Here is a 25,903-nt window from a genome sequence, read left to right as displayed (position 1 = left end):
CCATGTCCACCACGCCCGTGACCACCACGCCCGTGACCATCACGCCTGTGGTGACCACCCGGCGGCGCACCCGCCGTTCGGTCGTCGCCTGGCTGTTCCTCACGCCGTTCGCCCTCGTGTTCCTGCTCTACACCGCGATCCCCACCGTCGCCGCGCTCGGCTTCAGCCTCACCGACCTGCGCGGCACGGACCTCAGGCATCCGCTCGCGGTGGACTTCACCGGCCTGGACAACTTCGTCCGGCTCTTCCAGGACCAGAGCTTCCTGACCGACATCCTGAACACCGCCCTGTTCGTCGCCGTCGGTGTGCCGCTGACCATGGCGATCGGCTTCGGGCTGGCCCTCGCGCTGAACTCCGGCATCCGGCGCCTGCGCGGCACGTTCCGTACGCTCTTCTTCGCGCCGGTCGTCACCAACGTCGTGGCGGTCGCCCTGATCTGGCAGTACGCCTTCTACGCCGACGGGACCGTCAACAAGGCGCTCGGCGCCGTCGGCCTCGCCGGACCGAACTGGCTGGACGACCCCGACCTCGCCATGCCGGTGGTCATCCTGCTCGGCGTGTGGCGCAACTTCGGCACCGCGATGGTGCTGTTCCTCGCCGGTCTGCAGGCGATCGGGGACGACGTGTACGAGGCCGCCTCCCTCGACGGGGCCGGACGGTGGCGGCAGTTGCGGCACATCACCCTGCCGCTGCTGCTGCCGACCACCCTGATGGTGTCGGTGCTGCTGACCGTCTTCTACCTCCAGGTCTTCGACGAGCCGTACCTGCTCACGAACGGTGGCCCGCTGGGCTCCACCGAGTCCGTGGCGCTGTACACCTACCACCAGTTCGGGGCCGGCGAGTTCGGGATGTCCTCGGCCGCGTCCTTCGTGACGCTCGTCCTGGTGGCCCTGGTGAGTCTTGTCCAGTTCCGACTGCTGAGGCCCCGCGCATGACCGCTCTCGCCGCGTTGCGGAACGCCGCAACCCTCACCGACCGGGTCGCCGCGCCCCGCCGGTCCGTCGCCCGACCACTGCTGTACGGCGCGCTGGTGCTGTGCGCGCTGCTGACGATGCTGCCGTTCTTCTGGGTGATCAGCGGCTCGCTGCGCAGCCTGGAGGAGATCCGCTCCGACCCCGGTGCCTGGCTCCCGCAGCACCTCACCTTCGACAACTTCCTACGGCTGTTCAAGACCGAGGGTTTCGGCCGGTTCATGGTCAACAGCGTCGTGATCGCGGCCATCGTGGTGGCCGGAAACATCGTCGCGGCATCAGCCGCCGGGTACGCGCTCGCCAAACTCGACTTCGCGGGCAAGAAGCTCGCGTTCGGCGCGGTCATGGCGGCACTGATGGTGCCGTTCACGGCGGTGTTCGTCACGCAGTTCGTGATCACCGTCGACCTCGGCCTGGCGGACAGCCTCACCGGCATCGCCCTGCCCGGCGTGGCGATGCCACTGTCCGTCTTCATCATGCGGCAGTACGCGATGTCGATCCCCGACGAACTCCTCGAAGCGGCCCGGATCGACGGCGCGGGCGAGTTCCGGATCTTCTTCCGGATCTTCCTCCCGCTGGCGGGCCCCGCCGTCGCGACGATCACGATCATGTCGTTCCTCGCCTCGTGGAACAACTTCATCTGGCCGCTCATCGTCGCCCAGAGCATGTCCAGTTACACGCTGCCGGTGGGCCTCGCCGCCACCAGCCAGGCGGCCGCCCATGTCACGGACTACGGTTTGATGCTCGCCGGTGCGATCGTCGTGATGCTGCCGGTGCTGCTGCTCTTCCTGTTCCTGCAGCGCTACTTCGTGCAGGGCATCTCCGGGACGGGAATGCGGTGACCGGAATGAACTCCCTCGACGCGCCCGGCGAGCCGGACCTCGTGCACGCCCCCGCGGGCACGGTCGTCGGCCGTCGCGACGGCCGGACTCGACGCTTCCTCGGCATCCCCTACGCCCAACCGCCCACCGGGGTACGGCGCTTCGCGGCGCCCGTCCCCCGCGGCCGGTTCACCGAGCCGTACGACGCGTCCCGGCACGGTCCGACCTCCCAGCGCGTGCCGCTGTTCGCCACGACCACCGTGCCGGAGCCGTCGGTGGCGGGCGACGACGTGCTGAACCTCGGCGTCGTCGCCCCGGCCCAGGACGACGACCGCGGGCCCTTCCCGGTGCTGGTGTGGATCCATGGCGGCGGGTTCCTGGCCGGCAGCCAGGCCAGTCCTTGGTACGACGGCCGTGCCTTCGCCCGCGACGGCGTCGTCTGCGTCACCGTCGGCTACCGGCTCGGCGTCGACGGGTTCGCCGTACTGGACGACGTCCCCACCAACCTGGGGCTGCGGGACCTGCTGCTGGCCCTCGACTGGGTGCAGGAGAACATCGGCGCCTTCGGAGGTGATCCGGACCGGGTCACCGTCGCCGGACAGTCGGCCGGGGGAGCGGCGGTGCTCGCGCTGCTCTCCTCACCCGCGGGCCGCGGACGCTTCCATCGCGCCGTCAGCCTCTCCGGCGGCTTCTTCGAGGCGGACGCGGTACGTGACTTCCTCCAGGAACTCGGGGACAGGCTCGGCGTTCCGGCGACGCGAGCCGGGTTCGGCGGCTGCAGCGTGGAGCGCCTCCAGCGGGGCATCCTCGACCTGCGCGACGAGAAGGGCGACGACGGCACGCTCTCACTCGGCCCGTTCGTCGGCGACGACATCCTCCCGGTGCCGGTCGCCGACGGACTCGCCGGGCACGGGCAGGAGGTACCTCTTCTGCTCGGAGCGACGGGGGACGAGTTCGACAGCGGCACCGGCCCGGGCGCCGCCGCGCGCGCCGCGGGCACCCGTCTGACCGACATCCTGTTCCGCGCCGCCTGCCCGCGCACCGCGGCCGCCCGCCGCGACGCCGCCGGCACCTGGCTGTACTCCTTCGAGTGGCCCTCGCCCGTGCTGTGCGGCGCCGCGCACTGCGTCGACCTCCCGTACTTCTTCGACGTACTCGACGCACCCGGAGTCGCCAGGGCTCTCGGGCCGAACCCGCCCCAGGAGCTGGCCACTTCGATGCACGCCGACCTGGTCGCGTTCGTCGGCGGCCAGGAACCGGCCTGGGCGCGGGCGAGCGGGACGCCCGGTGATCCCGCGCGCGAGTACGGCCGTCCCGGTGCTGCGCTCGTGGCCGACACCACGGGCGTGTTCGATCCCGTCGTACGGCCTGGGCCGGGGCCGATGTCCGAGGCGGCGGGGGCATGCTGATGTCAGGGATGAACCAGAGCGCAGTCCGTCGCGTCAACACCTCGGTCGTCCTGCGCGCCCTGGCGGTGTCGGCCGGGCCGACGACGCTGACCGCGCTCGCCGAGCAGGCGGGACTCTCCCGCCGCACCATCGAACTCATCCTGGACTCGCTCGTCGAGGCCGGCTGGGTGGCGGAACTGGACCGGGTGCCGGTCAGCGGCTCCGCCGGACGTCCCGCCCGGCGCTATGAACTGCGCGCCGAACACGCGCTGTTGGCGGCCGTGTACATCACCACCTCCGACGCGACCGCGGTCGTCGCCGACGTACGCGGCCGCATCCTCGGCCGGGCGCGCGGACCGCTGCGCGCCTACCAGGACCCGCAGGTCACTCTCGACGACGCGGCGGCGCTGGTCCTTCAGGCGCTCGACGACGCGGGTGGGTCGACGGACCGGCTGCGCGCCGGCGCGGTCGCGGGCGGCGGCGCGATCGACGACGAGGGAGTCGTCCGGCGCCTGGTGCACACGACCCGCTGGGAAGGCGTGCACCTGCCCGAAGAGCTGGGCCGGCGCATCCCGATGCCCTGGTTCGCGGACAACGACACCAACTGCGGTGCGCTCGCGGAGCGTTGGCGGGGCGTGGCCGACGACCACGACAACGTCGTATGGGCGATCCTCGGCAACCGCACCGGTCTCGGCATCCTCATACGGGGCGCCGTGCACCGCGGACTCGACGGCGCGGCGGGCGAGATCGTCGAGGCGCGGTCGATACCGACGGCCTCCGTCGAGAACCACCCGGTGGCCTGGCTGAGTTCCCCGGAACCGGCAGAGCGGGCCGTCGCCCTCGCCCGCTGCGAGGCCGCCCGGGCGGGCGAGGCGTCCGCGCTCGCGGAGGTCGACGAGTTCGTGGAGAACATCGCGGCGATCCTCACCATCCTGTCGTGGACGGTCGCCCCCTCGCTCATCGTGCTCGGCGGCGGCCTGGAGGACGCGGCCGACGTACTGCTGCCCCGGGTGCGGGAGGCGATGCGCGACGCCCGGGCCCCCGAGATCGAGCTGCGGGCCACTCGCCTGGGCCGCGACGCGGCCCTCGTCGGCGCCGTCAAGCTGGCCCTCGACCGCATGGACACCGAGCTGTTCGGCCCGCTCGTCCCGCGCACATGACCACGCCCACGCTTCCCCCACCCGTGGCACAACACATGGAGTCTCACCTTGACCGACACCCCCCGCACCGACGTCCTCGTCGTGGGCAGCGGCATCATGGGATCCGTCGTCGCCCGACAGTTGCGCGACACCGATCCGGCGCTGCACATCACGATGGTGGACGGCGGCAGCGCGATCGGCGAGGTCCCCGGCCTGCACCTGCACGACCTCGACGACCCGGTCCTGTGGGCGCGCTACAACGAGCAGGTCGCCACCGGCATCCAGGGCATGTACACGGGCGCCGAAGTGGTGCGCGAGATCGCCGGCAGCCTCACCGACCTCATGCCCGGCATGTTCCACGCCCTGGCCTTCGGCGAGGACGCGGAGGCGATGCCCGCGACGGCGCTCGCGTGGAACGCGGGCGGCATGGGCGTCCACTGGACCGCCGCGACCCCCTGGCCCGCCGGGGACGAGGTGTTCGACTTCGGCGACCCGGCCCGCTGGGCGGCGGACCTGGGCACCGCCCGCCGGATCCTCGCCGTCACGCCCGCCGCGATCGGCCCGACCGAGGTCGGTCGCACGGTGCTCGACGTACTGCGCCGACGCTTCGACGGCGTGGGACCGCACGACCGGCGCCCCCAGCCCATGCCCATGGCCGTCACCCCGACGGCGTCGGGCCCCATGCCCCGCACGGCTCCCGGAACGATCTTCCCCACCCTCGCGACCGGCGGCGACCCGGCCTTCACCCTGGTGACGGGGACGCTCGCGACGGCGCTCCTCGTCCAGGACCACCGCGTCGCCGGCGCCCGGCTGCGCCGCATCGCCGACGGAGCCGAAACCGAAATCCTCGCCGACACCGTGGTGGTGTGCGCCGACGCACTGCGCACCCCGCAACTGCTGTTCGCCTCGGGCATACGGCCCCACGCGCTGGGCCGCCACCTCAACGAGCACGCCTTCGTCACCGCCCGGGTCCTGCTCGACCTCGACCGCTTCGGCATCGACCTCGACGTCCTCCCCCTGCCGCGCCCCGGCGAGTTCAGCACGGACTCGCTCTGGCTGCCGCAGAACGGGGCGGCGCAGCCCTTCCACGGCCAGATCATGAACCGCACCTACGTGGACGACACCGGCCGGCCTCTCGCCCACTCGGTGGGCCTGTCGCTGTACGTCCCCGTCGAGTCACGCCCCGAGAACCGGCTCGTGTTCTCCGAGACCCAGGCCGACCTCGCCCAGATGCCCAGGATCACCGTCGAGTTCGGCTACTCCGACGCCGACCGCGCGCTGATCGGCCGGGCACTGGACGAAGTCCGGTCGCTGGCCGAGGAGTTCGGCACCATCGACCCCGCCACCGAGAGCGCCCTGCTCCCGCCCGGCACGTCGCTGCACCAGACCGGCACGGTCCGGTCCGGCACCGCCGACGACGGCACATGCGTGTGCGACCCGGACGGCAGGGTGTGGGGCTACGACAACCTGTACCTCGCCGGCAACGGCGTGATCCCCACCTCGATGGCCGCCAACGTCACCCTGACCGGCGCGGTGACCGCCATCCGGGCCGCCCGTGCCGTGGCCGCCCGCAACAGCGCGCTCGCCGCGCACTGAGAGGAACCCCGACCGTGATCGACATCGCGAAGGAATACCACGTGGCCCTGCCCGCGTGGATCGACGACGAACTGGCCCACGTGCCCGCGGCGCTCCTCGACCGCGAAGACCGCATGCGCCTCGTGCACCGCCTGGCCGACCGCAACTGGCGCGAGGGCAACGGCGGCCCGTTCGCGGCCCTCGTCGCCGAGCGGGACACCGGCCGGATCGTCTCGGTCGGCGTGAACGTCGTCCTCGCCTCCGGCGTCTCCAGCGCCCACGCCGAGGTCGTCGCACTGGGCCTCGCCCAGATGGCCACCGGCGGCTGGGACCTCGGCGGCGACGGCCTGCCGGCGCATGAACTGGTCGTCAACTGGCGGCCGTGCATCCAGTGTTACGGCGCCACCATGTGGTCCGGCGTGCGCGCGCTCGTGGTCGCCGGCGAGGGCCCGGAACTGGAGGAGATCACCACCTTCGACGAGGGCCCGCTCGGCGCGGACTGGGCCGAGCAGTTCGAGACACGCGGCATCGAGGTCGTCAAAGACGTGCTGCGGGACGAGGCGCTCACCGTGTTCCGCGACTACCGAGGGGCCGTCGACAGCGCTGACGGCATCGTCGTCTACAACGCCCGTGGCGGTGCCGAATGACGCCTCGGTTCGCGACCGACATCATCACCTTCTACCACCCGGACTTCTGGGGACTCGACTCCGCGGACGCCGTGCGGGACTGGGCCCTGAAGAACCCGGAGCGCTTCTGGGAGCGGGTCATGCGCGCACTCGTCGACGCCTCGGTGACCGGCATCGAGCTGACCTTCGCCCCCGGCGACATCGCCTTGGCCCTGCGCGCCTTCGGCAGCGCGTCCGCGTTCCGCGGCGAGCTCGCGGCCCGCGGCCTGTCCGTCGTGAGCGCGTTCATCGCCGGCAGCGACGCCCCCGACTGGCGGCACGGCGAGAACCTGCCCGCGATCGTCGCCGACGCCGAACGCCGCGCGGCCTTCCTCGCCGAGGTGGGCGCGCAGCTCCTCGTCGCCGGACTGCCCATGCGGACGACCTACGGGACCCGGCCGCCCTTCTTCGTCGACGCCGCCTACATGACGCGCATGGCCGACATAGCGCACGCGGTCGGCGAGGCCGTCGCCCAGCAGGGCGTGCAGCTCGCCTTCCACACCGAGTCCCACAGCACCCTCTGGTACGAACGCGACATCGACCTGTTCATGGCGCTCACCGACCCGCGCTACGTGTGGCTGTGCCCCGACTCCTGCCACATCGCCCTGGGCGGCGGCGACCCCGTCGCCGTCGCGCACCGCCACGCCCCGCGCATCGCCCTGGCGCACTGGAAGGACGCGGTCGGACCGATCGACGTCCACCTCACCGTCGACGAAACGGTCTACGCCCAGCAGCAGCCCTACATGACCGAACTCGGCACGGGCATCGTGGACTGGCGAGGCTGGGCCGACGCGATGTCCCGTACGCCCGGAGCCGAGACCGTACTCATCGAACTGGACGAGGCGGCCGACCCCGTGGCCGCGCTGCGGGCGGGAACGGCCGTGGCGCGGCAGTACACCTAGGGGGTGTTAAAACACCCCCTAGCGCCGCAGCTCCGTGTGGGCCGTCTCCGGCAGTCGCAGATACACCAGTGACGACACGAGGCACAGGACGGCGACGTACCAGGGGAAGAGTCCGGTGTGCCCCAACTCCTTGAAGAGCGTGCCCACATACGGCGCCGTCCCGCCGAACAGCGCCACCGTCAGCGAGTAGGGAAACCCGATCCCGGCCGCCCGCACCCGGGGCGGGAACACCTCCGCGTTGACCGCGGCACTGATCGACGTGAACCCGGTCAGCAGCACCATGCCCGCGCACTGCACGAGCAGCAGCACCGCGAACGAGTCGCGCAGGGCGTGCAGCAGCGGCACGCTCAACAGGGCGAAGCCCAGGCCGAAGAAGAGCAGCGGCGGGCGGCGGCCGAAGCGGTCCGAGAGCAGGCCGCCGAGGGGCTGGAGCAGGCCGAAGAAGGCGAGCGAGATGGTGCCCGCGAGCAGCGCGTCCGACTTGTCGATCCCGGCGTTGAGTTCGGCGTACGTCGGCAGGTACGAGGTCCAGGTGTAGTAGGCGATCGTGCCGCCCGCCGTGATCCCGCAGATCAGGAGCGACTCGCGCGGATGGCGTCGCAGCGCCTCCAACAGCCCGGGGAGCGGCGCCTGTTGCTGCTCCTCACTCCGCGTCTCCTGCGCGCCCTGCCGGATCCAGAAACCGACCAGGCTGAGCACCGCACCGAAGACGAAGGGGAGACGCCAGCCCCAGCCGTTCATCTGCCCGTCGCTCAGTGTGTCCACCAGCAGGGTGGCGATGCCGGACGCGAGGAGCTGCCCGGCGGTCGTGGACACGTACTGGAAGCTGGAGAACAGCCCGCGCCGGCCGGGTCCCGCGGACTCCACCAGGAACGTCGTCGAGGCGGCGAACTCCCCGCCCACGGACAGTCCCTGGAGCAGCCGCGCGAGAACCAGGACGACCGGGGCGAGGACGCCGACCGACTCGTACGTCGGTGTCAGCCCGACCAGCAGACTGCTGCCCCCCATCAGCAGGATGGTGACCGTCAGCGCGGCGCGCCGTCCCTGCCGGTCCGCGATCGCGCCCATCAACAGCCCGCCGACCGGCCGCATGAAGAAGCCCACCGCGAACACCGCGAACGTCGACAGCAGCGGCACCAGCGAGTTGTCCGCGCTCTTGGGGAAGACCTCGGCGGCGATGTAGGTGGCCAGAAACGTGTAGGCGTACCAGTCGTACCACTCCACGGCGTTGCCCACGGAGGCGGCCAGCAGCTGGCGTACGGGCCGTTTCGGCGGGGTGGACACCGAGGTGCGCGTCTCTGTCATGGCCGCGAACCTCCCCCCGCTCCGGCCCGGCACACCCCACGTACCCGCGACTTTCACACCAACGCCACCAGACCCTTCCCTGACGTCTGGTGCTCTTGGAACACTCCTTTCGCGCACGTTCCGTCATGTTCCGGCCATCCGCACCCCAGGATGAGAGGCCCACCCATGCCCGACGTCAATCGGCGCCGATTCCTCCAGCTCACCGGCGCCACCACGGCGTTCACCGCGCTGTCCAGCAGCATCCAGCGCGCCGCCGCGCTCCCGGCCCACCACCGCACGGGGACGATCGAGGACGTCGAGCACATCGTCGTCCTGATGCAGGAGAACCGTTCCTTCGACCACTACTTCGGCTCGCTCGGAGGCGTCCGCGGCTTCGGCGACCCCCGCCCGGTCAGCCTCCGGAACGGCAAGTCCGTCTGGTACCAGTCGGACGGAAGCAAGGACGTCCTTCCGTTCCACCCGGACGCCGACGACCTGGGCATGGCCTTCCTCCAGGATCTCCCGCACGGCTGGAACGACGGCCACGCCGCCTTCAACTCCGGCGAGTACGACAAGTGGGTGCCCTCCAAGAGCTCCACGACCATGGCGTACCTGAACCGCGAGGACATCCCCTTCCACTACGCGCTCGCCGACTCCTTCACCGTCTGCGACGCCTACCACTGCTCGTTCATCGGCTCGACCGACCCGAACCGCTACTACCTGTGGACCGGCTACACGGGCAACGACGGCACCGGCGGCGGCCCGGTCCTCGGCAACGACGAGGTCGGCTACGGCTGGACCACCTACCCCGAGCGTCTGGAGAAGGCCGGGATCTCCTGGAAGATCTACCAGGACATCGGCGACGGTCTCGACGCGGACGGCTCCTGGGGCTGGATCGAGGATGCCTACCGCGGCAACTACGGCGACAACTCGCTCCTCTACTTCAACCAGTACAGGACCGCCAAGCCCGGCGACCCGCTGTACGACAAGGCCCGCACCGGCACCGACCAGACCAAGGGCGAGGGCTACTTCGACCAGCTCAAGGCCGACGTCAAGGGCGGGAAGCTGCCGCAGATCTCCTGGGTCGTGGCCCCCGAGGCGTTCACCGAGCACCCCAACTGGCCCGCGAACTACGGTGCCTGGTACATCGCGCAGGTCCTCGACGCGCTCACTTCCGACCCGGCGGTGTGGGCGAAGACGGCCCTGTTCGTCACGTACGACGAGAACGACGGCTTCTTCGACCACATGGTCCCGCCGTTCCCGCCGGCCTCCGCCGACCAGGGCAGGTCCACGGTCGACGTCGGCCCGGACCTCTTCAAGGGCGACAGCAGCCACGTCGCCGGGGCGTACGGGCTCGGCCAGCGGGTGCCGATGATCGTCGTCTCGCCCTGGAGCAAGGGCGGCTACGTCTGCTCCGAGACGCTCGACCACACCTCGATCATTCGGTTCATGGAGAACCGCTTCGGCGTGCGCGAGCCGAACATCTCGCCGTGGCGGCGCGCGGTCTGCGGCGACCTGACGGCCGCGTTCGACTTCTCCCGCAAGGACACCAGTCCGGTCGCCCTGCCCGACACCGACGGCTATGAGCCGCCGGACCGCGAACGCCACCCCGACTACGTGCCGATCCTGCCCGCCAATCCCTCCCTGCCCAAGCAGGAGCGCGGTCTGCGCCTCGCCCGCCCCCTCAAGTACGCCCCGCACGTGGACGGTTCGGTCGACCCGGCGAGCGGCACCTTCACCCTCACCTTCGCCTCCGGCGCCAAGGCCGGTGCCGCGTTCCTGGTGACCTCCGGCAACCGCACCGACGGTCCCTGGACCTATACCACCGAAGCCGGCAAGACCGTCGCGGACGCCTGGAACTCGGCGTACTCGAACGGCTCGTACGACCTGACCGTGCACGGCCCGAACGGATTCCTGCGCGTCTTCAAGGGGCCGAACAAGAGCGCCGGCCCCGAGGTCACCGCGCGCCACACCGGCGACGACGTCCAGCTGACCTTCACCAACAAGGGCTCCGACACGGTGCGGTTGAAGGTCACCCGCGGATACGGCGAACCGGCCAGGACCTTCACCGTGCGCGCCGGCGCCGCCGTGAAGCACACCTTCGACCTCACGGCGAGCAGGCGCTGGTACGACCTGGCCGTCACGTCCGAGGCCGATCCGGCGTTCCTGCGGACGTTCGCCGGACACGTCGAGAACGGGCGGCCGGGGGTGAGCGACCCGGCCGTCATCACTGGGTAAAGCCTTCCGGAAGGCGCAGGTGCGGGGGTGGTCAGGGACCGGGACGGTCGGGATAGTGTGCGTCGGTGACCACGCAATCGAACACACCTGCAGGCTGGTACCCGGACCCGCACGGAGCGGCCCAGACGCTCCGTTACTGGGACGGCGCGCAGTGGACCGAGCACACGAACGCGAACCAGCAGGCCCAGGCGGCGCCGCAGATGCCGCAGCAGCCGGCCGGTCCGGACCCGCGCGTCCAGCGTCAGGTACAGCAGCAGGCCGGGGTCGCGGCAGGCGGCCCCGGCGGCGGCAGCCTGTTCACCGAGCCGGTCCTGGTGGTGAACCAGAAGGCCAAGCTGATCGAGCTGACCAACGAGTACAAGGTCATGGACCAGGGCGGCAACCAGCTCGGCTCGGTGGTCCAGGTCGGGCAGAGCGCGCTGAAGAAGGCCCTGCGCTTCGTCGCCAGCGTCGACCAGTTCCTGACCCACAAGCTGGAGATCCGCGACGCCCACGGGCAGCCCGTACTGCTGCTGACCCGGCCCGCCAAGTTCCTCAAGTCACGGGTGATCGTGGCGCGTCCCGACGGTCAGCCGATCGGTGAGATCGTCCAGCAGAACATGATCGGCAAGATCAACTTCGCGATGAACGTGAACGGCCGGCAGGTCGGCGCGATCAAGGCGGAGAACTGGCGTGCGTGGAACTTCGCGATCGTCGACCACACCGACAAGGAGGTCGCCCGGATCACCAAGACCTGGGAAGGCCTCGCCAAGACGATGTTCACCACCGCGGACAACTACGTCCTGCAGATCCACTACCAGCTGCCCGAGCCGCTGCTGAGCCTGGTCGTGGCGACGGCGCTGACCGTCGACACGGCGCTCAAGCAGGACTCGCGGGGATTCGGCTGAGCCTGCCCGCGACGGAGCTCACAGTGGTGTGAGGTGTCCCGGCTCGGACTGCCGGGGCACCAGCGCCGGTTCGGCCGTCGCCGATTCCGGCGTCAACGCCAGGACCGCGGCAACGGGGTGTTCCTCGTGGTCGGTCCCGGCCAGGTCCGCGGCGGGTGTCGCACGCGACAGCAGCACCACGCCCCAGGCCGCGAGCCCGGCCCCCGCCAGCGCGAGCAGCACCCCCGACGCGCCGCCCTGCAGCCGCTCGCCGAGCAGGGCGAGCCCGATCGCCGCGGCGGCCACCGGGTTCGCCAGGGTCACCACCGCGAGCGGGGCACCGAGGCCGCCCCGGTAGGCCGTCTGGGACAGCAGCAGGCCGCCGGTCGCGAAGGCCGCGACGAGCAGCGCCACCCCGATCACCTGCACGCTGAGCAGTGATTCCGAGCGGTCCGTCACGGCCACCGTCACGGTCTGGGTGAGCGCGGAGGCGACACCGGAGGCGAAGCCGGACGCCGACGCGTGCCGCAGGCCCGGCCGGGTGCCCGGGCGCGTCAGCACACCGATCAGGGCCGCCGTGACGCCCGCGACCGCCACCGCCTCGGGCGCGCTCAGCACGTCCTCGGGCGCCGGCCCGGACGCCGTGACGAGGATCGCGGACAGACCGAGCAGCGTCAGCGCGGTGCCCCGCCACTCAACGGCGCTGACCCGCCGCCCCGCGACCCGCGCCCCCAGCGGCACCGCCGCGACCAGGGTGAGCGCGCCGAGCGGCTGGACCACGGTCAGCGGTCCGTACTTCAGGGCGACGACGTGCAGCAGGGCGGCCGACGCGTTGAGCACGACCGACCCCCACCAGGCCCCCGAGCGCAGCAGCCGCAGCGTGCCCGAGCCCGGGTTGCGCGAGGCCAGCCGCTCCTGGGCGACGGCCGCCGCCGCGTAGGCGACGGAGGAGAAGAGGGACAGGACGACGGCGAGCAGGGTGGCGTTCATCGGGCCGCCCCCACGAGAACCTGCTCCTCGGCGGAGGCGGGCGCGGCGGATACGGGCACGAGGGCGTCCTGAGCGCGTCCGGCGGTGGTCGCCGTGCGGTGCGGCGGGTGGATCACCGCGAGTGCGAGGCCCAGCAGGGCACCCGCCGCGATCGCGTCCAGCCAGTAGTGGTTCGCCGTCCCGACGATCACCAGCAGCGTCAGCACCGGATGGAGCAGCCACAGCCAGCGCCATTGCGACCGGGTGGCGACGATCAGGCCGATCGCCAGCATCAGCGCCCAGCCGAAGTGCAGCGACGGCATCGCCGCGAACTGGTTGGAGAGCTGGTCGGTCTGCGGCGGGCCGTACACGGAGGGGCCGTAGACCCGTGCGGTGTCCACCAGGCCGGTCACGGCGAGCATGCGCGGCGGGGCCAGGGGCAGCACGAGGTGCAGCACCAGCGCGGCGGTGGTGAGCGCGGCCAGCACGCGGCGGGCCCACACGTAGTGCGCCGGGCGGCGCAGGTAGAGCCAGACCAGGAAGGCCACGGTCGCCGGGAAGTGGACGGTCGCGTAGTAGGTGTTCGCGAGGTGCGCGAGCGTGTCACCGTGCAGCAGCAGGGACTGCACCGAGCCTTCGCCGGGCAGATGCAGGGTGCGTTCCAGGTCCCACACGCGGTGCGCGTTGTGGAAGGCCTCGCCGGCGTGGCCCGTCGCCAGTTGCCGGCCGAACTTGTAGACGAGGAAGAGCCCTGTGACGACCAGGAGCTCACGGACGAGCGGCGGCCGCGCTATCGCGCTCGGCGCCGCTTGGGAAGGCTCGGTGCGGGCATTCATCCCCCGGCCCTTTCGCTGACGGTGGTGCGTGTGCTGATGCCGGACGGGGGTGTGACTCGCCGAACGGCCGGAACTCATCGATACGGGTGAGTACCGATACGACAGTGTACCGATACGACAGTGTACCGATACGGCAGTGTACCGATACGCCACCGTACCGGTACACTGGCGTATCGATTGACATACGACACACTGGAAGGGCGGGCCCCTCCCGCCGGACCGAGTGAGGAGAAGAGCAGATGACGTCGCAGGCCGCGGACGGACCGGAGACGGTCGCCGCCTCGCGCCGCTCCAAGATCACGCCGGAGCGTGAGCGGGAGTTCTTCGACGCCGTACTCGAGCAGATCCGCGAATGCGGCTACGACTCCGTCAGCATGGACGGCGTCGCCACCAGTACCCGCTGCAGCAAGTCCACCCTGTACCGGCAGTGGAAGACCAAGCCCCAGTTCGTGGCGGCGGCCCTGCGCGGCAGCCGTCGGGTGCGCTTCGCCGGCATCGACACCGGCTCGCTCGCCGAGGACCTGCGCCAGGCCGCACGGGCGGCCGGCGCCTGGTCGACGAGCGACACCAAGCTGGTCCAGGCGCTCGGCCACGCCGTCACCCAGGACGAGGAACTCGCGCTGGCGCTGCGCGAGGCGCTCGTCGAACCGGAGATCGCCGCGCTCCAGGAGATCCTGCGGCGCGGCGTGGAACGCGGCGAGATCGCCGCCGACCATCCGGCGCTGGAGTACATCCCGGCCCAGATGTTCGGCGTCCTGCGCGCGCGGCCCGTCCTGGAGGGCAAGTACGCCGAACCGGATTACATGGTCCGGTTCGTGGAGGCCGCCGTGCTGCCCGCACTCGGCCTGACCTGAGACCCAGGCCGCCGTCCGCGGGCCCGGGACGGTGACCTGCTCGCGCCGCACCGTGGGGACGGGGGCGGCGCGCACCCCCCGGCCGGGTGGGCACCTCTTGAGCGGAGGGGCGCCCCACCCGGCCGGCACGCTTCCCGGAGAGCGGACCTCAGGCGTTCTGGCCGTTGCCGCCGCCGGTCGACACCTTGATGCCCTTGGTGATCTCGTCGAGTACGGCCTGCGTCTCCTCGACGTCGACGCCGAAGCGGACGAGGACCATCTGCTGGGGGTTCGCGGGGGAGGGGAAGGCCAGCGACTGCACATAGCCGTCGGAGCCCTTGCTGGTGACCGCCTTCCAGCGGACCAGGTAGCCCTTCTGCCCGGCCACGGTCACGGCCTTGGAGGCCAGTACGTCGTGCGAGGTGATCGCGCCGTAGGTGGCGCCGCCGTAGGACTCCTCCGCGTTGTCCGAGATATCCGCCTTGGCGATCTCCTCGGCCGTGCTGCCCTTGGTGCCGATCAAGAGGGCGGGAGCCGAGTACGCGCCGCCCTTCGTGCAGGACTTGGAGGTGTCGCCGGGGCAGTCGTAGGAGTCGTTCGACGTGACCGCCGCGCCGGCCGACATCTGCTGGCCGTACCAGTCGTCCGGTATGGGCAGGCTGATCCCGTCGGCCGTGTCGGTCACCGAACCGCTCTCGATCTTCGGCGCCTCGGACTGGCCGGGAGAGGGCGACTGCCCCCCGGATCCGCCCGATCCGCCCGATCCGCCGGAGCCACCGTCGCCCCCGGAGCCGCCGTTGCCGCCGAACGGGCCGCCTGTAGGGCCGCCGTTGCCGCCGGGGCCGCCGCCCTGTCCGCCCGGTCCCTGTGAGTCGGCGGTGTTGCCGCTGCCGCCCTCGTCGCCGGAGAGCGCGTACACCCCCGCGCCTATGCACGCGAGGACCACCACGGCCGCCGCCACGGCTATGCCCGTGCGCAGACCGCGCCGCGAGCCGCCCGGCGGCGGGGCGGGATGACCCGGATACCCCGGATGCGCCGGGAACGCCCCGCCGCCCGCCACGGCCTGCGGGGGACCCCACGCGGCGGCCGATCCCGCGGGGCGGGTCTGGTCCGTCCATGCCTTGCCGTCCCACCAGCGCTCGGTGGCGGGACCGTCACTTGTCTGCCCGGGGTCGGGATACCAGCCGGGGGGAGTCGCCTGCGTCATGTCCCCACCGTATGAGGCCTCGGTGAAAGAGGCATGAGAGGGACGAGGGGCGAATCCACCTCATTCCGTGACGAGTCGGGGCGGGTGGTGGGGCCACTGCAACGAACGGGGGCTGCCGGGCCGTCGGCGTGGGCGCGCGCCGGGCGTTTCTGACTGATGGTCAAGTTTGTGTCCACCGGTTCCGGGCAAGGCGCGTCGCCTTCGCGCACCCGACGTCACCCGTCACGGCAACCGGTGCCCGGACCGGCCTCCGCTTCCGCATCGGGACGGCTACGCTCAAGGCTTGTAGGTCGTTCGGGCGACTTGGGGAGGTTGCGGGATGACGGAGGTACGGCCCCTGGCGGCCGCCCCGGCCTCGCTGTGGGAGCGGGACGAGGAAGTCGCCGCCGTCGTACGGGCCATCGAAGCGCTGGCCGCCGACGACTCCTCCTCCGGCAGCCTGCTGATGATCACCGGCGAGGCCGGTTTCGGGAAGACCGCCCTGCTCGCCGAGACCCGCCGCCTCGCCGAAGAACGCGGCTGCACGGTGTGGTCGGCACGCGGCGGCGAGACCCTCAGGCCCGTCCCCTTCAACGTCGTACGACAGCTGCTGCAGCCCGCCCTCGTATCGCTGATGCCTCAGGAGGCCCGCGAGTACCTCGGCGACTGGTACGACATCGCGGGCCCCGCCCTCGGTCTCACCGACCCCGGTGAGCGGCAGGCCGACCCGCAGGGCGTCACCGACGGCCTGGTCACCCTGGTTCGCCGGCTGTCCCGGCGCGACTGGCCGCTCGTCCTGCTGATCGACGACGCCCACTGGGCCGACCAGGAGACCCTGCGCTGGCTCGCCGCGTTCGCCGAGCGCCTGGACGACCTGTCCGTCCTGGTCGTGGTGGCCCGCCGCCCCGGCGAGATGACCGGCGAGAGCGCCCGGCTGCTCGACGCGGTCGCCGCCACCGCGGGTCACCCCGCCACCGCCCTGAGCGCCCTGACCCCGGACGCCACCGCCGGACTGACCCGCGCCACCCTCGGCGAGCACGTCGACGCCGCGTTCTGCCGCGAGGTCTGGGCCGTCACCGCCGGCAACCCCTACGAGGCCGTCGAACTCCTCGCCAAGGTCCAGGACAGCGAACTCGAGCCGAGCGAGAGCGCGGCCGGTGAACTGCGCGCCCTGAACCGCTCGGCCCGCGGCGGCGGCCTCGTCGCCCGCCTGGAGGAACTCGGCATCGACGCCACCCGGTTCGCCTGGGCGGCCGCCATCCTCGGCACCGGCATCTCCGTCGACCTGGTGGCCAAGCTCGCCACCCTCGGCCGCGACGACGCCGTGCGCTGCGCCGAACTGCTGCGCAGCGCCCGCATCCTCACCGCACCCGACCCGGCGAACAGCCCCGCGGGCGAGGGCGACCTGGAATTCGTCCACCCGCTCATCGCCACCGCCGTGTACGACTCCATCCCGCCCGCCCTGCGCACCGCGATGCATGGCATAGCCGCCCAGATGGTCACCGACCTGGGCCGGGGCGCCGCGGCCGCTTCCCGCCATCTCCTCCAGGTCCACCCGGACGACGACGAGGAACTCGTCCAGAAACTGCGCGAGGCCGCCCGGGAGCACCTCGTCGTCGGCGCCCCCGACGCGGCCCGCCGCTGCCTCGAGCGCGCCCTGCTGGAACCGCCCACGCCCGACGTCCACGCGCGCCTGCTCTACGAACTCGGCTGCGCCAGTCTGCTGACCATGCCCGACAGGACCATCGGCCACATGCGGGCCGCGCTCGGCATGCCCGGCCTCGACGCCGACGATCGAGTTGACGCGGTCGTCCGCCTCTCCCAGGCGCTGGTCCACAACGACCAGCTGGAGGAGGCCGTCCGCACGGTGCAGGCAGAAGCGGCCCGGCTCGAACCCGGTCCCGCCCAGATGCGGTTGGAGGCGGTGCACATCATGTGGGACGGCATCCACGCCGGTGAGGCCGCCACACCCGGCCGGTCCGAGCGTCTGGCCGAACTCGCCCGGACCTGCACCGGACGGGACAACTCCGAACGCGCGCTGCTCATCCTGCGCGGTTTCGACGCCCTGATGCGCGGCGAGGGCGCCCAGGAGGTCATCGAGCTGTGCGATCGCGCCCTCGTCAACGGCCGCCTGGCTCCCGGGCTCGGCTGGACCGGCACCGAGTGGGGCATCGAACTGCTGCTGATGCTGGCCAACGCGTACGCGTACACCGACTGCCTCGACCGCGCCGAAAGCCTCTACAGCGAGGCCGTGCGCAGCTATGTGAGCGCCGGTTGGAGCGGGGGACACCTCGCCCTGGCACACGCCTACGTCGGTGTCGGGCACCGCAGGCGCGGCCGCCTGGCGGACGCGGAGCAATCCCTGCGCGAGGCGCTGTCCATCGCCGAACGCGTCGGCCGCGGACTTCCCCTGTACTGGACCGCGACCTGCAATCTCGTCGACACGCTGCTCGCCCGCGGCCACATCGACGAGGCCTGGGACGTCGCCGAACGATACGGCTTCGCCCCGCCCTATCCGTCCACGATAGTGCTGCCGGACCCACGGGCCGTGCGCGGCCGGCTCCTGCTCGCCGTCGGCCGCACCAAGGACGGCATCAACGAACTGGAGGCCGCGGAGAAGGCGGCCGCCGTCCGCGGTCACCACAATCCGGTGCTCGTCCCCTGGGCCTTCGACCTCGTCCGCGCCCTCGCCACCGAGGACCCGGGCCGCGCCGCCCGGCTCGCCACCGACGTCCGCCGGCACGCCGAACGTCTCGGCACCGACACGGCCATCGGCGAGGCCCTGCGCTGCGCCGCCGCCCTGGAGACCGGCCAGCGCGCGGTCCGGCTGGCCGCCCAGGCGGTCGCCCATCTGGAGGCCTCGCCCTGCCAGTACGAACACGCGGCGGCCCGCGTCGAGTACGGCATCCTCGCCCGCTCGGTCGCCGAGCTCGACCGGGGCCTGGCGCTGGCGCGGTCGTGCGGGGCGGACGGGCTGGTGGCGCAGGCGAGGGCGGTGCTGGAGAGCGGGCGCGGGCTGCGGTAGGTCAGCCGTCCAGCAGCTGGTCGGTGACCGCCGACAGACGCTTTTGTACGTCCCTGCCGTACGCCGCGTCGTGCGCCCGCGCCGGTCGCGTGCCGTCGAAGTAACGGCCACTGCCCAGCTCCTGGGTGGCCAGGGCGAGGACGCCCGAGGCTCCGTCGGCGACGGAGTTCCAGGGGCTGACGCCGGCCTCCCGGACCATTGCCGTGTCCATGAAGGTCGCCGGGTGCAGTACGTTCACCGAGACGCCGGTGCCCTCCAATTCCTCGGCGAGCGCGAACGTGTGCGCGGCGAGCGCGAACTTGGCGCGGCAGTACGCCGAGAAACCGCTGTAGCCGCGGGTGAGTTCGGGGTCGTCGAAGTCGAGCGGCTCCTGGCCGGCCGAGCCGACGTCGACGATCCGCGCGGGCGGGTTGGAGCGGAGCACGGGCAGCAGGGCTCGGGTCAGCGCGACCGGCGCCAAGTAGTTCACCGCCAGCCGCAGTTCGTGCCCGTCGGCGCTCACCTCGCGCCCCGAGCCGGGTGAGCCGCTGCCCACGCCCGCGTTGTTGACCAGGACGTCGAGCTCGGGGTGGGCCTCTGCGACCCGGGCGCCCAGCTCGCGTACCTGCGCCAGCGAGGCCAGATCGGCGACGAATCCCTCGGCGGCACCCTCGCCGCGCAGCTCATGGACGAGCTGCCGCGTGCGGGCGGCGTCGCGGCCGTGGGCGAGGACGAGGTGTCCGGCGCGAACGAGTTCGAAGGCGACGTACCGGCCGAGACCGGAGGTGGCACCGGTGATCAGAATCGTGGACATGCCCCCACCGTAGGCACGCGGCGGGGGCATCAGCGAGGTGCTCTTGAAGCTACTACCGGCAGGGTCACCTTCCGGTGGTCCACCGGCAGGGTCACCTTCCGGTGGTCCGTGCAGGGGTCACCTTCCCGCGGTCCGCGCAGGGCGCCTTCCGGTGGTCCGGCGCAGGGATCACCCTCCGGCGGTCCCGCGCAAAAGTCACCCTTCAGCCTGGTCCTCCTCCGCCAGCACCCGCTGGGCGGTCGCGAATGCCGAGTTCGCCGCCGGGACCCCGCAGTACACGGCGGTCTGCAGCAACACCGCGCCGATCTCCTCGGGGGTGAGGCCGCCTCGCCGGGCCGCCCTCACATGCATGGCCAGCTCGTCGTAGTGGCCGTGCGCGACCAGCGCGGTCAGCGTGATCATGCTGCGCTCGCGGCGGCTGAGAGTCGGGTCGGTCCAGATCTCACCCCAGGCGTAGCGCGAGATGAAGTCCTGGAAGCGGGCGGTGAAGGGCGTCTGCCGGGCCTGCGCCCGGTCGACGTGCGCGTCCCCGAGAACCTGGCGCCGCACCTCCATACCGCGCTCGGCGCTGCCGTCGAAGTGCGCCCGCAGGGCGGTCAGGACGGCCTCGGGGCACTGCGCGGGCGCCAGGTGCGCGGCGCCCGGGATCTCCACCAGCGCGGCGTCCGGCACGGCGTCCGCGATCTCCCGCAGATGCGCCGGCGGGGTCGCGGGATCCTCGCGGCCGGCGACCAGCAGGGTGGGCGCGGAGATCTCCGCCAGCCGCTCCCGCAGGTCGAACGCGGCCAGCGCGTCACAGCAGGCGGCGTACGCGTCGGGGTCGGCGTCCCGGTGGTCCCGGACGAGCTCCGGCACGGTGAACCCGCGAGTGAACCAGCGCGCGTCGGCACTCTCCGCCAGCGGGCCCAGGCCCTCGCTCCGGACGCGCGCGGCCCGCTCCTCCCACGGCTTGGAGCCGTTGAAGTGTGCGGAGGAACAGATCACCGCGAGCGACGACACCCGCTGTGGATGGTGCACGGCCAGCTGCAGCCCCACCGCACCGCCCAGCGACACCCCGGCGTACGCGAACCGCTCGATGCCCAGGGAGTCGGCGAGCGCCAGCACCAGGTCGGCGAGATCGCCGACGGTCGCCCCGGGCCCGATCAGGTCGACCGCCGAACCGCCGTGTCCCGGCAGGTCCCAGCGGATCACCCGGTGGGTGACGGACAGCTCGGGCGCGACCTGGTCCCACAGGGCGTACGACGTGCCCAGGGAGGGCCCGAGCAGCAGCGGGGGCGCGGAATCGGACCCTTCGGCACGGTGGTTGAGCAGTTTGTCGGTCAACGTCGCTCCAGAGCACGGTCGGTGAGGGCGGAGGCGGAGCCGGTGTAGCGGGTGGGGTCGGTGAGTTCGCCGAGGTCGACGTCCTTCAGCTCGGGCTGCTCGGCGAGGAGTTCACCCAGGCTCCGCCCTTCGGCGTACACACGCCCGGCGAGGTCGGTGAGCAGTTCCTTGGCGCGGGCGCGGCCCAGGACGGGCGCCAGCTCGGCGGACAGCCGCTCGGAGACGACCAACCCGTGGGTGAGGTCGAGGTGTTCGCGCATGGCGTCCGCGTGGACCCGCAGGCCCTCGGTCAGTTCGGCCGCGTCGCGGGCGGCGCCGCCGACCAGCCGGAGCAGGTCCCGCAGCGGCTCCCACTCGGCGTGCCAGGCCCCGGCCGGCCGCTCGTCCTCGGCGACGAGCGAGCCGTACAGCGTGGCCGCGAGCTGCGGCGCCCGCCGGGCGGCGGCCGCGATCAGCGTGGACCGTACGGGGTTCGCCTTGTGCGGCATGGCCGAGGAGCCGCCCCCGCTGCCCTCCGCGACCTCGGCGATCTCGGTGCGGGAGAGGGTGAGCACGTCTGCGGCGACCTTGCCGAGCGCCCCCGCCGTGAACGCCAGGCACCCGGCCAGGTCGGCGACCGGCGTACGCAGGGTGTGCCAGGGCAGCGGCGGCGCGGCGAGGCCCGCCTCCCGGGCGAAGGCGGCGAGCAGCGCGGTGGGATCGGCCGCGCCGTATGCCGTGAAGGCCGCCAACGTCCCGGCGGCGCCGCCGAGTTGGGCGGGCAGCGCGTTCCGTACGGGCGTCACCCGGTCCCGGGCGTCCAGCACCAGCGACCGCCACCCGGCCGCCTTCAGCCCGAACGTCGTCGGTACGGCGTGCTGGGTCAGCGTGCGGCCAGGCATCGCGGTGTCGCGGTGCTCGGCGGCCAGCCGGGCCAGCGCCTGTTCGGTGCGGGTGAGGTCGGTGAGGACCGGATCCAGGGCGCGTCCGGCGACCAGCATCATCGCCGTGTCCATGATGTCCTGGCTGGTCGCACCCCGGTGCACGTACGGGCCGTACTCGGCGCCGACCGCCCTGGTCAGGTCGGCCACCAGGGGAATCACCGGATTTCCGCCGCCATGGGCCCGCTGAGCGAGGGAGTGCGGGTCGAAGCGGTCCGCGCGGGCCACCCCGGTCACCGCCGTCGCGGCCTCCGGCGGGGCGAGCTCCAGCGCGGCCTGGGCGCGGGTCAGCGCGGCCTCCGCGTCGAGCAGCGCCTGCAGAAAGGCGCCGTCGCTCGTGGCGGCCGCGGCGGGGGAGCCGGCCCACCCGGGGGCGAGCAGGCCGGCGTCCGGTTCTGCTGATGTCACTGGAACTCCAGGAAGACCGTCTCGCCTTCGCCCTGAAGGCGGATGTCGAAACGGTACGTTCCCTTGCCCTGCTCGGTCGCGATCAGCGTGTCGCGTCGCTCCGGGTCCAGTCGCGCGAGCAGTGGGTCCGCGGCGAGCGCCGCCTCGTCACCCGGCAGGTAGATCCGGGTGAACAGATGCACCAGCAGCCCGCGCGCGAACACGCACACGCTGAGGTACGGGGCGCTCTGCCCGCGCGCACCCGGCCGCAGCGTGCGCGCGGACCAGTGGCCGCTCGCGTCCGTCTCGATGCGGCCCCAGCCGGTGAACTCCACGCCGTTGCGGCCGAGGAAGCCGCCGCTCGCCGGGTCGCGCCGCATCGAGCCGTCGGCGGTCGGCAGGTTGCCCTCCGGGTCCGGACCCCACAGCTCCACGAACGCGTCGGGCAGCGGATTGCCCTCGCCGTCGTACACGCGCCCGTGCACCGCGATGGTGTCCGGGTGGCCGACCGGGGCGATGTCGCCGCCGCCGGGGAACGGCAGCGCGTGGCCGAAGAACGGGCCGACCGTGTGCGACGGGGTGGGCAGCACGCTCTCCGGACGATGTGTGTCGATCTTCGTCATGGCAGGTCAGCGCCCTTCTTCGATCCAGGTGGCGGTCGGCCCGTCGAGCACGATGTCCCAGTGGTAGCCCATGGAGAACTCCGGCACCGACAGGCTGTGGTCGTACGTCGCCACCAGCCGCTGCCGGGCCGTGTCGTCGGTCACCGACTGGATGATCGGGTCGTACGGGAAGAGCGGGTCGCTCGGGAAGTACATCTGCGTCACGAGCCGCTGCGTGAACGCGGAACCGAACAGAGAGAAGTGGATGTGCGCCGGCCGCCAGGCGTTGACGTGCTGACGCCACGGGTACGGCCCCGGCTGGACGGTCGTGAAGTGGTAGCAGCCGCTGTCATCGGTCAGAGTGCGGCCCACACCGGTGAAGTTCGGGTCCAGCGGGGCGTCGTGCTGCTCGCGCTGGTGCGCGTACCGCCCGGCGGAGTTCGCCTGCCAGATCTCGACCAGCTGGCCGCGGACGGGGCGCCCGTTGCGGTCGAGGAGCCGCCCGGAGACGGTGATGCGCTCGCCGATCGGCTCGCCGTTGTGCTGCCGGGTCAGGTCGTTGTCGATCTCGGTGATGTCCCGCTCCCCGAAGGCGGGGGAGGACAGCTCCACCACCTCCGGGTCCCGGCTCACGTCGATCGCGACCAGCGGCTGCTTGGGGTGGCGCAGCACCGAGGAGCGGTACGGGGCGTAGTCGCGGCGCGGCTGGTGCTCGACGGGCGCGCCGTCGGCGACGCGCTTCTCGTACGCGGCGTGCTCGGCCGCGATTTCCAGGTCGATGTCGTACTGCGTGAGAGTCATGGAGAGTTCCTGGGGGTTCCTGGGGTTCCTGACATTCGCGTCAAAGTCGGGGGCGGCGGTGACGCGCCCTGAAGGGGCGCGGGGCTGTATCAATGTGCGCTCCGCCGCGCGGGCGCGACCACCCACAGACGGCCCGCGGTCGCAGACGGTGCTCAGCGTTCCAGAACCAGGGCGAGTCCTTGGCCCACTCCGATGCACAACGTGGCCACGCCGACCCCGCTGCCCGCACGGGCGAGCTGGTGGGCGACCGTACCGGCGAGACGGGCACCGGAGGCGCCCAGCGGATGGCCGAGGGCGGATGGCACCGCCCTGCGGGTTGAGGATCGCCGGGTCGAACTCTGGCCACTGCGCCACACGACCCAGTACCTGGGCGGCGAACGCCTCGTTCAGCTCCAGCACGGACAGGTCGTCGAAGTCCTTGCCCGCCTTGGCCGGCGCCCGGTTGACAGCTTCCAAGGGCCGCCCCGAGGGCTGTGGCGACCACCTTGTCCATCCGTGAAGCCCCATCCCGTTCGAGCGCCCGTCTCGAGCAATTGGCAAATTAGTCAGGGCACTGATTATTTCAGCGAGGTGTCCTTCACGCTGCCACCGGAGCGGCGGGGCGTCAAGACCCAGGAGAAATGGAAGGTCAGTTCACATGCGTGCATCGCGGACAGTCGGGGCGCCGCCCCGGTATTGTTCAGTGCACCAATGAATCTATCTCGGGAGCGCACATGGCCGCGGTGGACCTCACCACCCACCCCGGGCACCTGGCCCGGCGGCTCCAGCAGGCGCACTACCTGCTGTGGAACACGATGGTCTCCGAGGAGATCACCTCGCCGCAGTTCGCGGTCCTCAACGCACTCGTCGCCGAGCCCGGAGTCGATCAGCGCACGGTGGGGGAGCGGGTGGGCCTGGACCGGTCGACCATCGCGGAGGTGATCAGCCGGCTCGGCCGGCGCGGACTCCTCGACAAGGTGCGCGACCCGCAGGACGGCCGCCGCTTCCTGCTGCGCCTCACCGACGAGGGCCTGCGCACCCACCGCAAGCTCACCGTGCGCACGGCCCGGATGAACCAGGTCTTCCTGGCCCCGCTGTCCGCCGAGGAGCAGTCCGTGTTCTTCGACCTCATCCGGCGGGTCTCGGACGCGGCCGAGGGGCTCCGCAACCCGGCGGAACCCCTCGTCACCCATCCCTGAACCCGCTCAGCCGCTCATGACGCCTTCGCGAACACCACCCACACCTGCCCCTTGGCGAAGTTCACCGGCGTACCGTCGCCCGTCGTGAACTCGGTGCCCTCGGTCGCCTTCGGCCGCGACCAGTTCACGTCGTAGGCCCGCCCGCCGCGCAGTACCTCCGCCTGCCCCTCGCCGACCGTCTCGGTGTACGGCGTGTTGTTGCCGAGGAAGTCGTGGAAGGCGGACTTGCGCACCTTCACGTACTGCACGACGACCGTCGCCGGTGCCACCCGCTTCCCGTCGGTCGTCACGGTCGGTGTGCCGTCCATGGAGACCAGCCAGCGGGACCGGTTCGCGGACCAGGTGAAGGTGAAGCTCGCCGCCGGGTAGCGCACCGTCCGCGAGGTCTCCCGCTGCCCGCCGGAGGGCGCGGTGCCGTAGTGGAAACCGGTGGTCAGCGCGTCCGACCCCGGGGCGGCGGCCAGCAGCCGGTTCGGGCGCAGGTAGAGGTTGTGCGGAGAGGGCTTGCCGGTGCCCCGGTAGTAGGCGCCGGACACCCTGCCGGGGGTCTGCGCGACCAGCGGTGCCTCGTTGATCAGAGGCATCAGCTTGCTCTGGGCCCCCGAGAAGGCCAGCGTCGGCCGGTCGAACTGACGCAGCAGCTCCAGGTCCGACTCGCGGGCACTGCGCACCGGACCGACGACCTTCGGCAGCTTGGTCGCGTAGACCGCCATCAGCCGGCTCATCCCGCCCTCGACCTGCTCGGCGTACACGATGTCGGCGGAGTTGAGGCCCGTGTGGGGTCGGGCCGCACGCGCGTTGTCGAGCTTTACGGCGAGTACGGGACCGGCAGCGGCGCGGCTCTCGGTCGCACTCGGACTCTCACTCGCACTCGGAATCGCGCTCTCGTTCGGGCTTTCGGCGGGCGTCCGCAGCTGTCCGCGTCCGTCGTCGCCCGTGCCGCGCCCGCCCGTGCAGCCCGCCGCCAGCGAGGCGGTGGCCGTGGCGGCGAGCAGCGCCGCCACCGTAGCGGCGCGCCGCATGCGCGTCTTGTGTCTCTTGCCCACCGTGGCCACCTGTCTCTTGTCAATGATTGTGCGCTTGTAAGTTCATTCGTGGCCATACCCGATCGAATCTGATTACCGGCGCTGAATACGCCGATCGGCCCAGGTGGTGGTTCGCCCGGTGGCGCCCGGGTACCCGGGCGCCACCGCAACCGGTG

General features: G+C 72.0%; 22 protein-coding genes and 1 pseudogene. 12 read left to right on the top strand and 11 right to left on the bottom strand.

Going from position 1 to position 25,903, the window contains the following annotated elements:
- Positions 1–2: 2 nt before the first annotated feature.
- The 7 genes from ACFYO2_RS35730 to ACFYO2_RS35700 are packed head-to-tail and all read left to right on the top strand — an operon-like array spanning position 3 to position 7,461.
- Positions 3–935 carry a carbohydrate ABC transporter permease gene (locus ACFYO2_RS35730; protein ID WP_388357681.1) on the top strand — a complete coding sequence of 311 codons (933 nt, stop codon included), beginning with the start codon at positions 3–5 and terminating at the stop codon, positions 933–935.
- A complete protein-coding gene (locus ACFYO2_RS35725; RefSeq protein WP_388357679.1) occupies positions 932–1,813 on the top strand; it encodes a carbohydrate ABC transporter permease in 882 nt (293 codons plus the stop codon). Before ACFYO2_RS35730 ends, ACFYO2_RS35725 begins: the two co-directional genes overlap by 4 nt.
- A 5-nt stretch (positions 1,814–1,818) precedes the next feature.
- The gene (locus ACFYO2_RS35720; protein WP_388357677.1) at positions 1,819–3,201 is read left to right on the top strand and encodes a carboxylesterase family protein; all 1,383 of its coding nucleotides are present in this window, start codon (positions 1,819–1,821) and stop codon (positions 3,199–3,201) included.
- Complete coding sequence (locus ACFYO2_RS35715; protein ID WP_388357676.1) at positions 3,195–4,340, top strand: ROK family protein; 1,146 nt, start codon at positions 3,195–3,197, stop codon at positions 4,338–4,340. Before ACFYO2_RS35720 ends, ACFYO2_RS35715 begins: the two co-directional genes overlap by 7 nt.
- A gap of 48 nt (positions 4,341–4,388) precedes the next feature.
- Positions 4,389–5,915 carry a GMC oxidoreductase gene (locus tag ACFYO2_RS35710; RefSeq protein ID WP_388357674.1) on the top strand — a complete coding sequence of 509 codons (1,527 nt, stop codon included), beginning with the start codon at positions 4,389–4,391 and terminating at the stop codon, positions 5,913–5,915.
- A gap of 14 nt (positions 5,916–5,929) precedes the next feature.
- Positions 5,930–6,541, top strand: coding sequence for a nucleoside deaminase (locus ACFYO2_RS35705; protein ID WP_388357672.1), 612 nt, complete (start codon positions 5,930–5,932; stop codon positions 6,539–6,541).
- On the top strand, positions 6,538–7,461 hold the full coding sequence (locus tag ACFYO2_RS35700) for a sugar phosphate isomerase/epimerase family protein (protein ID WP_388357669.1): 924 nt from the start codon (positions 6,538–6,540) through the stop codon (positions 7,459–7,461). The genes ACFYO2_RS35705 and ACFYO2_RS35700 overlap by 4 nt, the downstream gene beginning before the upstream one ends.
- 18 nt (positions 7,462–7,479) lie before the next feature.
- On the opposite strand, the gene ACFYO2_RS35695 is transcribed toward ACFYO2_RS35700, so the two are convergent.
- Positions 7,480–8,766: an MFS transporter gene (locus tag ACFYO2_RS35695; RefSeq protein WP_388357666.1), complete on the bottom strand. Its 1,287-nt coding sequence runs from the start codon at positions 8,764–8,766 to the stop codon at positions 7,480–7,482.
- A gap of 165 nt (positions 8,767–8,931) precedes the next feature.
- Between ACFYO2_RS35695 and ACFYO2_RS35690 the strand changes: the two genes are divergently transcribed.
- A complete protein-coding gene (locus ACFYO2_RS35690; protein ID WP_388357663.1) occupies positions 8,932–10,983 on the top strand; it encodes a phosphocholine-specific phospholipase C in 2,052 nt (683 codons plus the stop codon).
- A gap of 65 nt (positions 10,984–11,048) precedes the next feature.
- Complete coding sequence (locus tag ACFYO2_RS35685; RefSeq protein WP_388357661.1) at positions 11,049–11,870, top strand: phospholipid scramblase-related protein; 822 nt, start codon at positions 11,049–11,051, stop codon at positions 11,868–11,870.
- A gap of 18 nt (positions 11,871–11,888) precedes the next feature.
- On the opposite strand, the gene ACFYO2_RS35680 is transcribed toward ACFYO2_RS35685, so the two are convergent.
- Together ACFYO2_RS35680 and ACFYO2_RS35675 are read right to left on the bottom strand one after the other, a co-directional pair.
- Positions 11,889–12,839, bottom strand: coding sequence for a DMT family transporter (locus ACFYO2_RS35680; protein ID WP_388357658.1), 951 nt, complete (start codon positions 12,837–12,839; stop codon positions 11,889–11,891).
- The gene (locus tag ACFYO2_RS35675) at positions 12,836–13,654 is read right to left on the bottom strand and encodes a phosphatase PAP2 family protein (RefSeq protein WP_388357654.1); all 819 of its coding nucleotides are present in this window, start codon (positions 13,652–13,654) and stop codon (positions 12,836–12,838) included. The genes ACFYO2_RS35680 and ACFYO2_RS35675 overlap by 4 nt, the downstream gene beginning before the upstream one ends.
- A gap of 239 nt (positions 13,655–13,893) precedes the next feature.
- On the opposite strand from ACFYO2_RS35675, the gene ACFYO2_RS35670 reads away from it, so the two are divergent.
- Positions 13,894–14,508, top strand: coding sequence for a TetR/AcrR family transcriptional regulator C-terminal ligand-binding domain-containing protein (locus tag ACFYO2_RS35670; RefSeq protein WP_388357652.1), 615 nt, complete (start codon positions 13,894–13,896; stop codon positions 14,506–14,508).
- 148 nt (positions 14,509–14,656) lie between these two features.
- Here the strand turns inward: ACFYO2_RS35670 and ACFYO2_RS35665 are convergent, their stop codons facing one another.
- Positions 14,657–15,694, bottom strand: a complete 1,038-nt coding sequence (locus ACFYO2_RS35665; RefSeq protein ID WP_388357649.1) for a DUF2510 domain-containing protein — start codon at positions 15,692–15,694, stop codon at positions 14,657–14,659.
- 319 nt (positions 15,695–16,013) lie between these two features.
- Here ACFYO2_RS35665 and ACFYO2_RS35660 point away from each other — a divergent pair, with 319 nt between their 5' ends.
- Entirely contained in the window at positions 16,014–18,698 is a 2,685-nt protein-coding gene (locus tag ACFYO2_RS35660) for an ATP-binding protein (RefSeq protein WP_388357646.1), read from the top strand.
- Position 18,699: 1 nt separating this feature from the next.
- On the opposite strand, the gene ACFYO2_RS35655 is transcribed toward ACFYO2_RS35660, so the two are convergent.
- The 6 genes and pseudogenes from ACFYO2_RS35655 to ACFYO2_RS35630 form a co-directional block, all read right to left on the bottom strand.
- Positions 18,700–19,491, bottom strand: a complete 792-nt coding sequence (locus ACFYO2_RS35655; RefSeq protein ID WP_388357644.1) for an SDR family NAD(P)-dependent oxidoreductase — start codon at positions 19,489–19,491, stop codon at positions 18,700–18,702.
- Positions 19,492–19,686: 195 nt separating this feature from the next.
- Positions 19,687–20,814, bottom strand: coding sequence for a 3-oxoadipate enol-lactonase (gene pcaD / locus ACFYO2_RS35650; RefSeq protein WP_388357641.1), 1,128 nt, complete (start codon positions 20,812–20,814; stop codon positions 19,687–19,689).
- A complete protein-coding gene (gene pcaB / locus ACFYO2_RS35645; protein ID WP_388357640.1) occupies positions 20,811–22,142 on the bottom strand; it encodes a 3-carboxy-cis,cis-muconate cycloisomerase in 1,332 nt (443 codons plus the stop codon). The genes pcaD and pcaB overlap by 4 nt, the downstream gene beginning before the upstream one ends.
- Positions 22,139–22,744 carry a protocatechuate 3,4-dioxygenase subunit alpha gene (gene pcaG / locus ACFYO2_RS35640; RefSeq protein ID WP_388357638.1) on the bottom strand — a complete coding sequence of 202 codons (606 nt, stop codon included), beginning with the start codon at positions 22,742–22,744 and terminating at the stop codon, positions 22,139–22,141. The genes pcaB and pcaG overlap by 4 nt, the downstream gene beginning before the upstream one ends.
- A gap of 6 nt (positions 22,745–22,750) precedes the next feature.
- Positions 22,751–23,524: a protocatechuate 3,4-dioxygenase subunit beta gene (gene pcaH, locus ACFYO2_RS35635; RefSeq protein ID WP_388357635.1), complete on the bottom strand. Its 774-nt coding sequence runs from the start codon at positions 23,522–23,524 to the stop codon at positions 22,751–22,753.
- Positions 23,525–23,676: 152 nt separating this feature from the next.
- Positions 23,677–23,983: pseudogene (locus ACFYO2_RS35630) on the bottom strand (3-oxoadipyl-CoA thiolase); the annotation flags it as partial.
- A 254-nt stretch (positions 23,984–24,237) separates the two neighbouring features.
- On the opposite strand from ACFYO2_RS35630, the gene ACFYO2_RS35625 reads away from it, so the two are divergent.
- Entirely contained in the window at positions 24,238–24,702 is a 465-nt protein-coding gene (locus ACFYO2_RS35625; RefSeq protein ID WP_388357632.1) for a MarR family winged helix-turn-helix transcriptional regulator, read from the top strand.
- Positions 24,703–24,716: 14 nt separating this feature from the next.
- On the opposite strand, the gene ACFYO2_RS35620 is transcribed toward ACFYO2_RS35625, so the two are convergent.
- Complete coding sequence (locus ACFYO2_RS35620) at positions 24,717–25,724, bottom strand: DUF3048 domain-containing protein (RefSeq protein ID WP_388357731.1); 1,008 nt, start codon at positions 25,722–25,724, stop codon at positions 24,717–24,719.
- Positions 25,725–25,903: the final 179 nt, after the last annotated feature.

Source organism: Streptomyces sp. NPDC006602 (genome assembly GCF_042870385.1).
In the GTDB taxonomy this organism is placed as follows: Bacteria; Actinomycetota; Actinomycetes; order Streptomycetales; family Streptomycetaceae; genus Streptomyces.
Note: the sequence above shows the minus strand (reverse complement) of the source record. Positions and strands in the feature narration are given on the sequence as shown.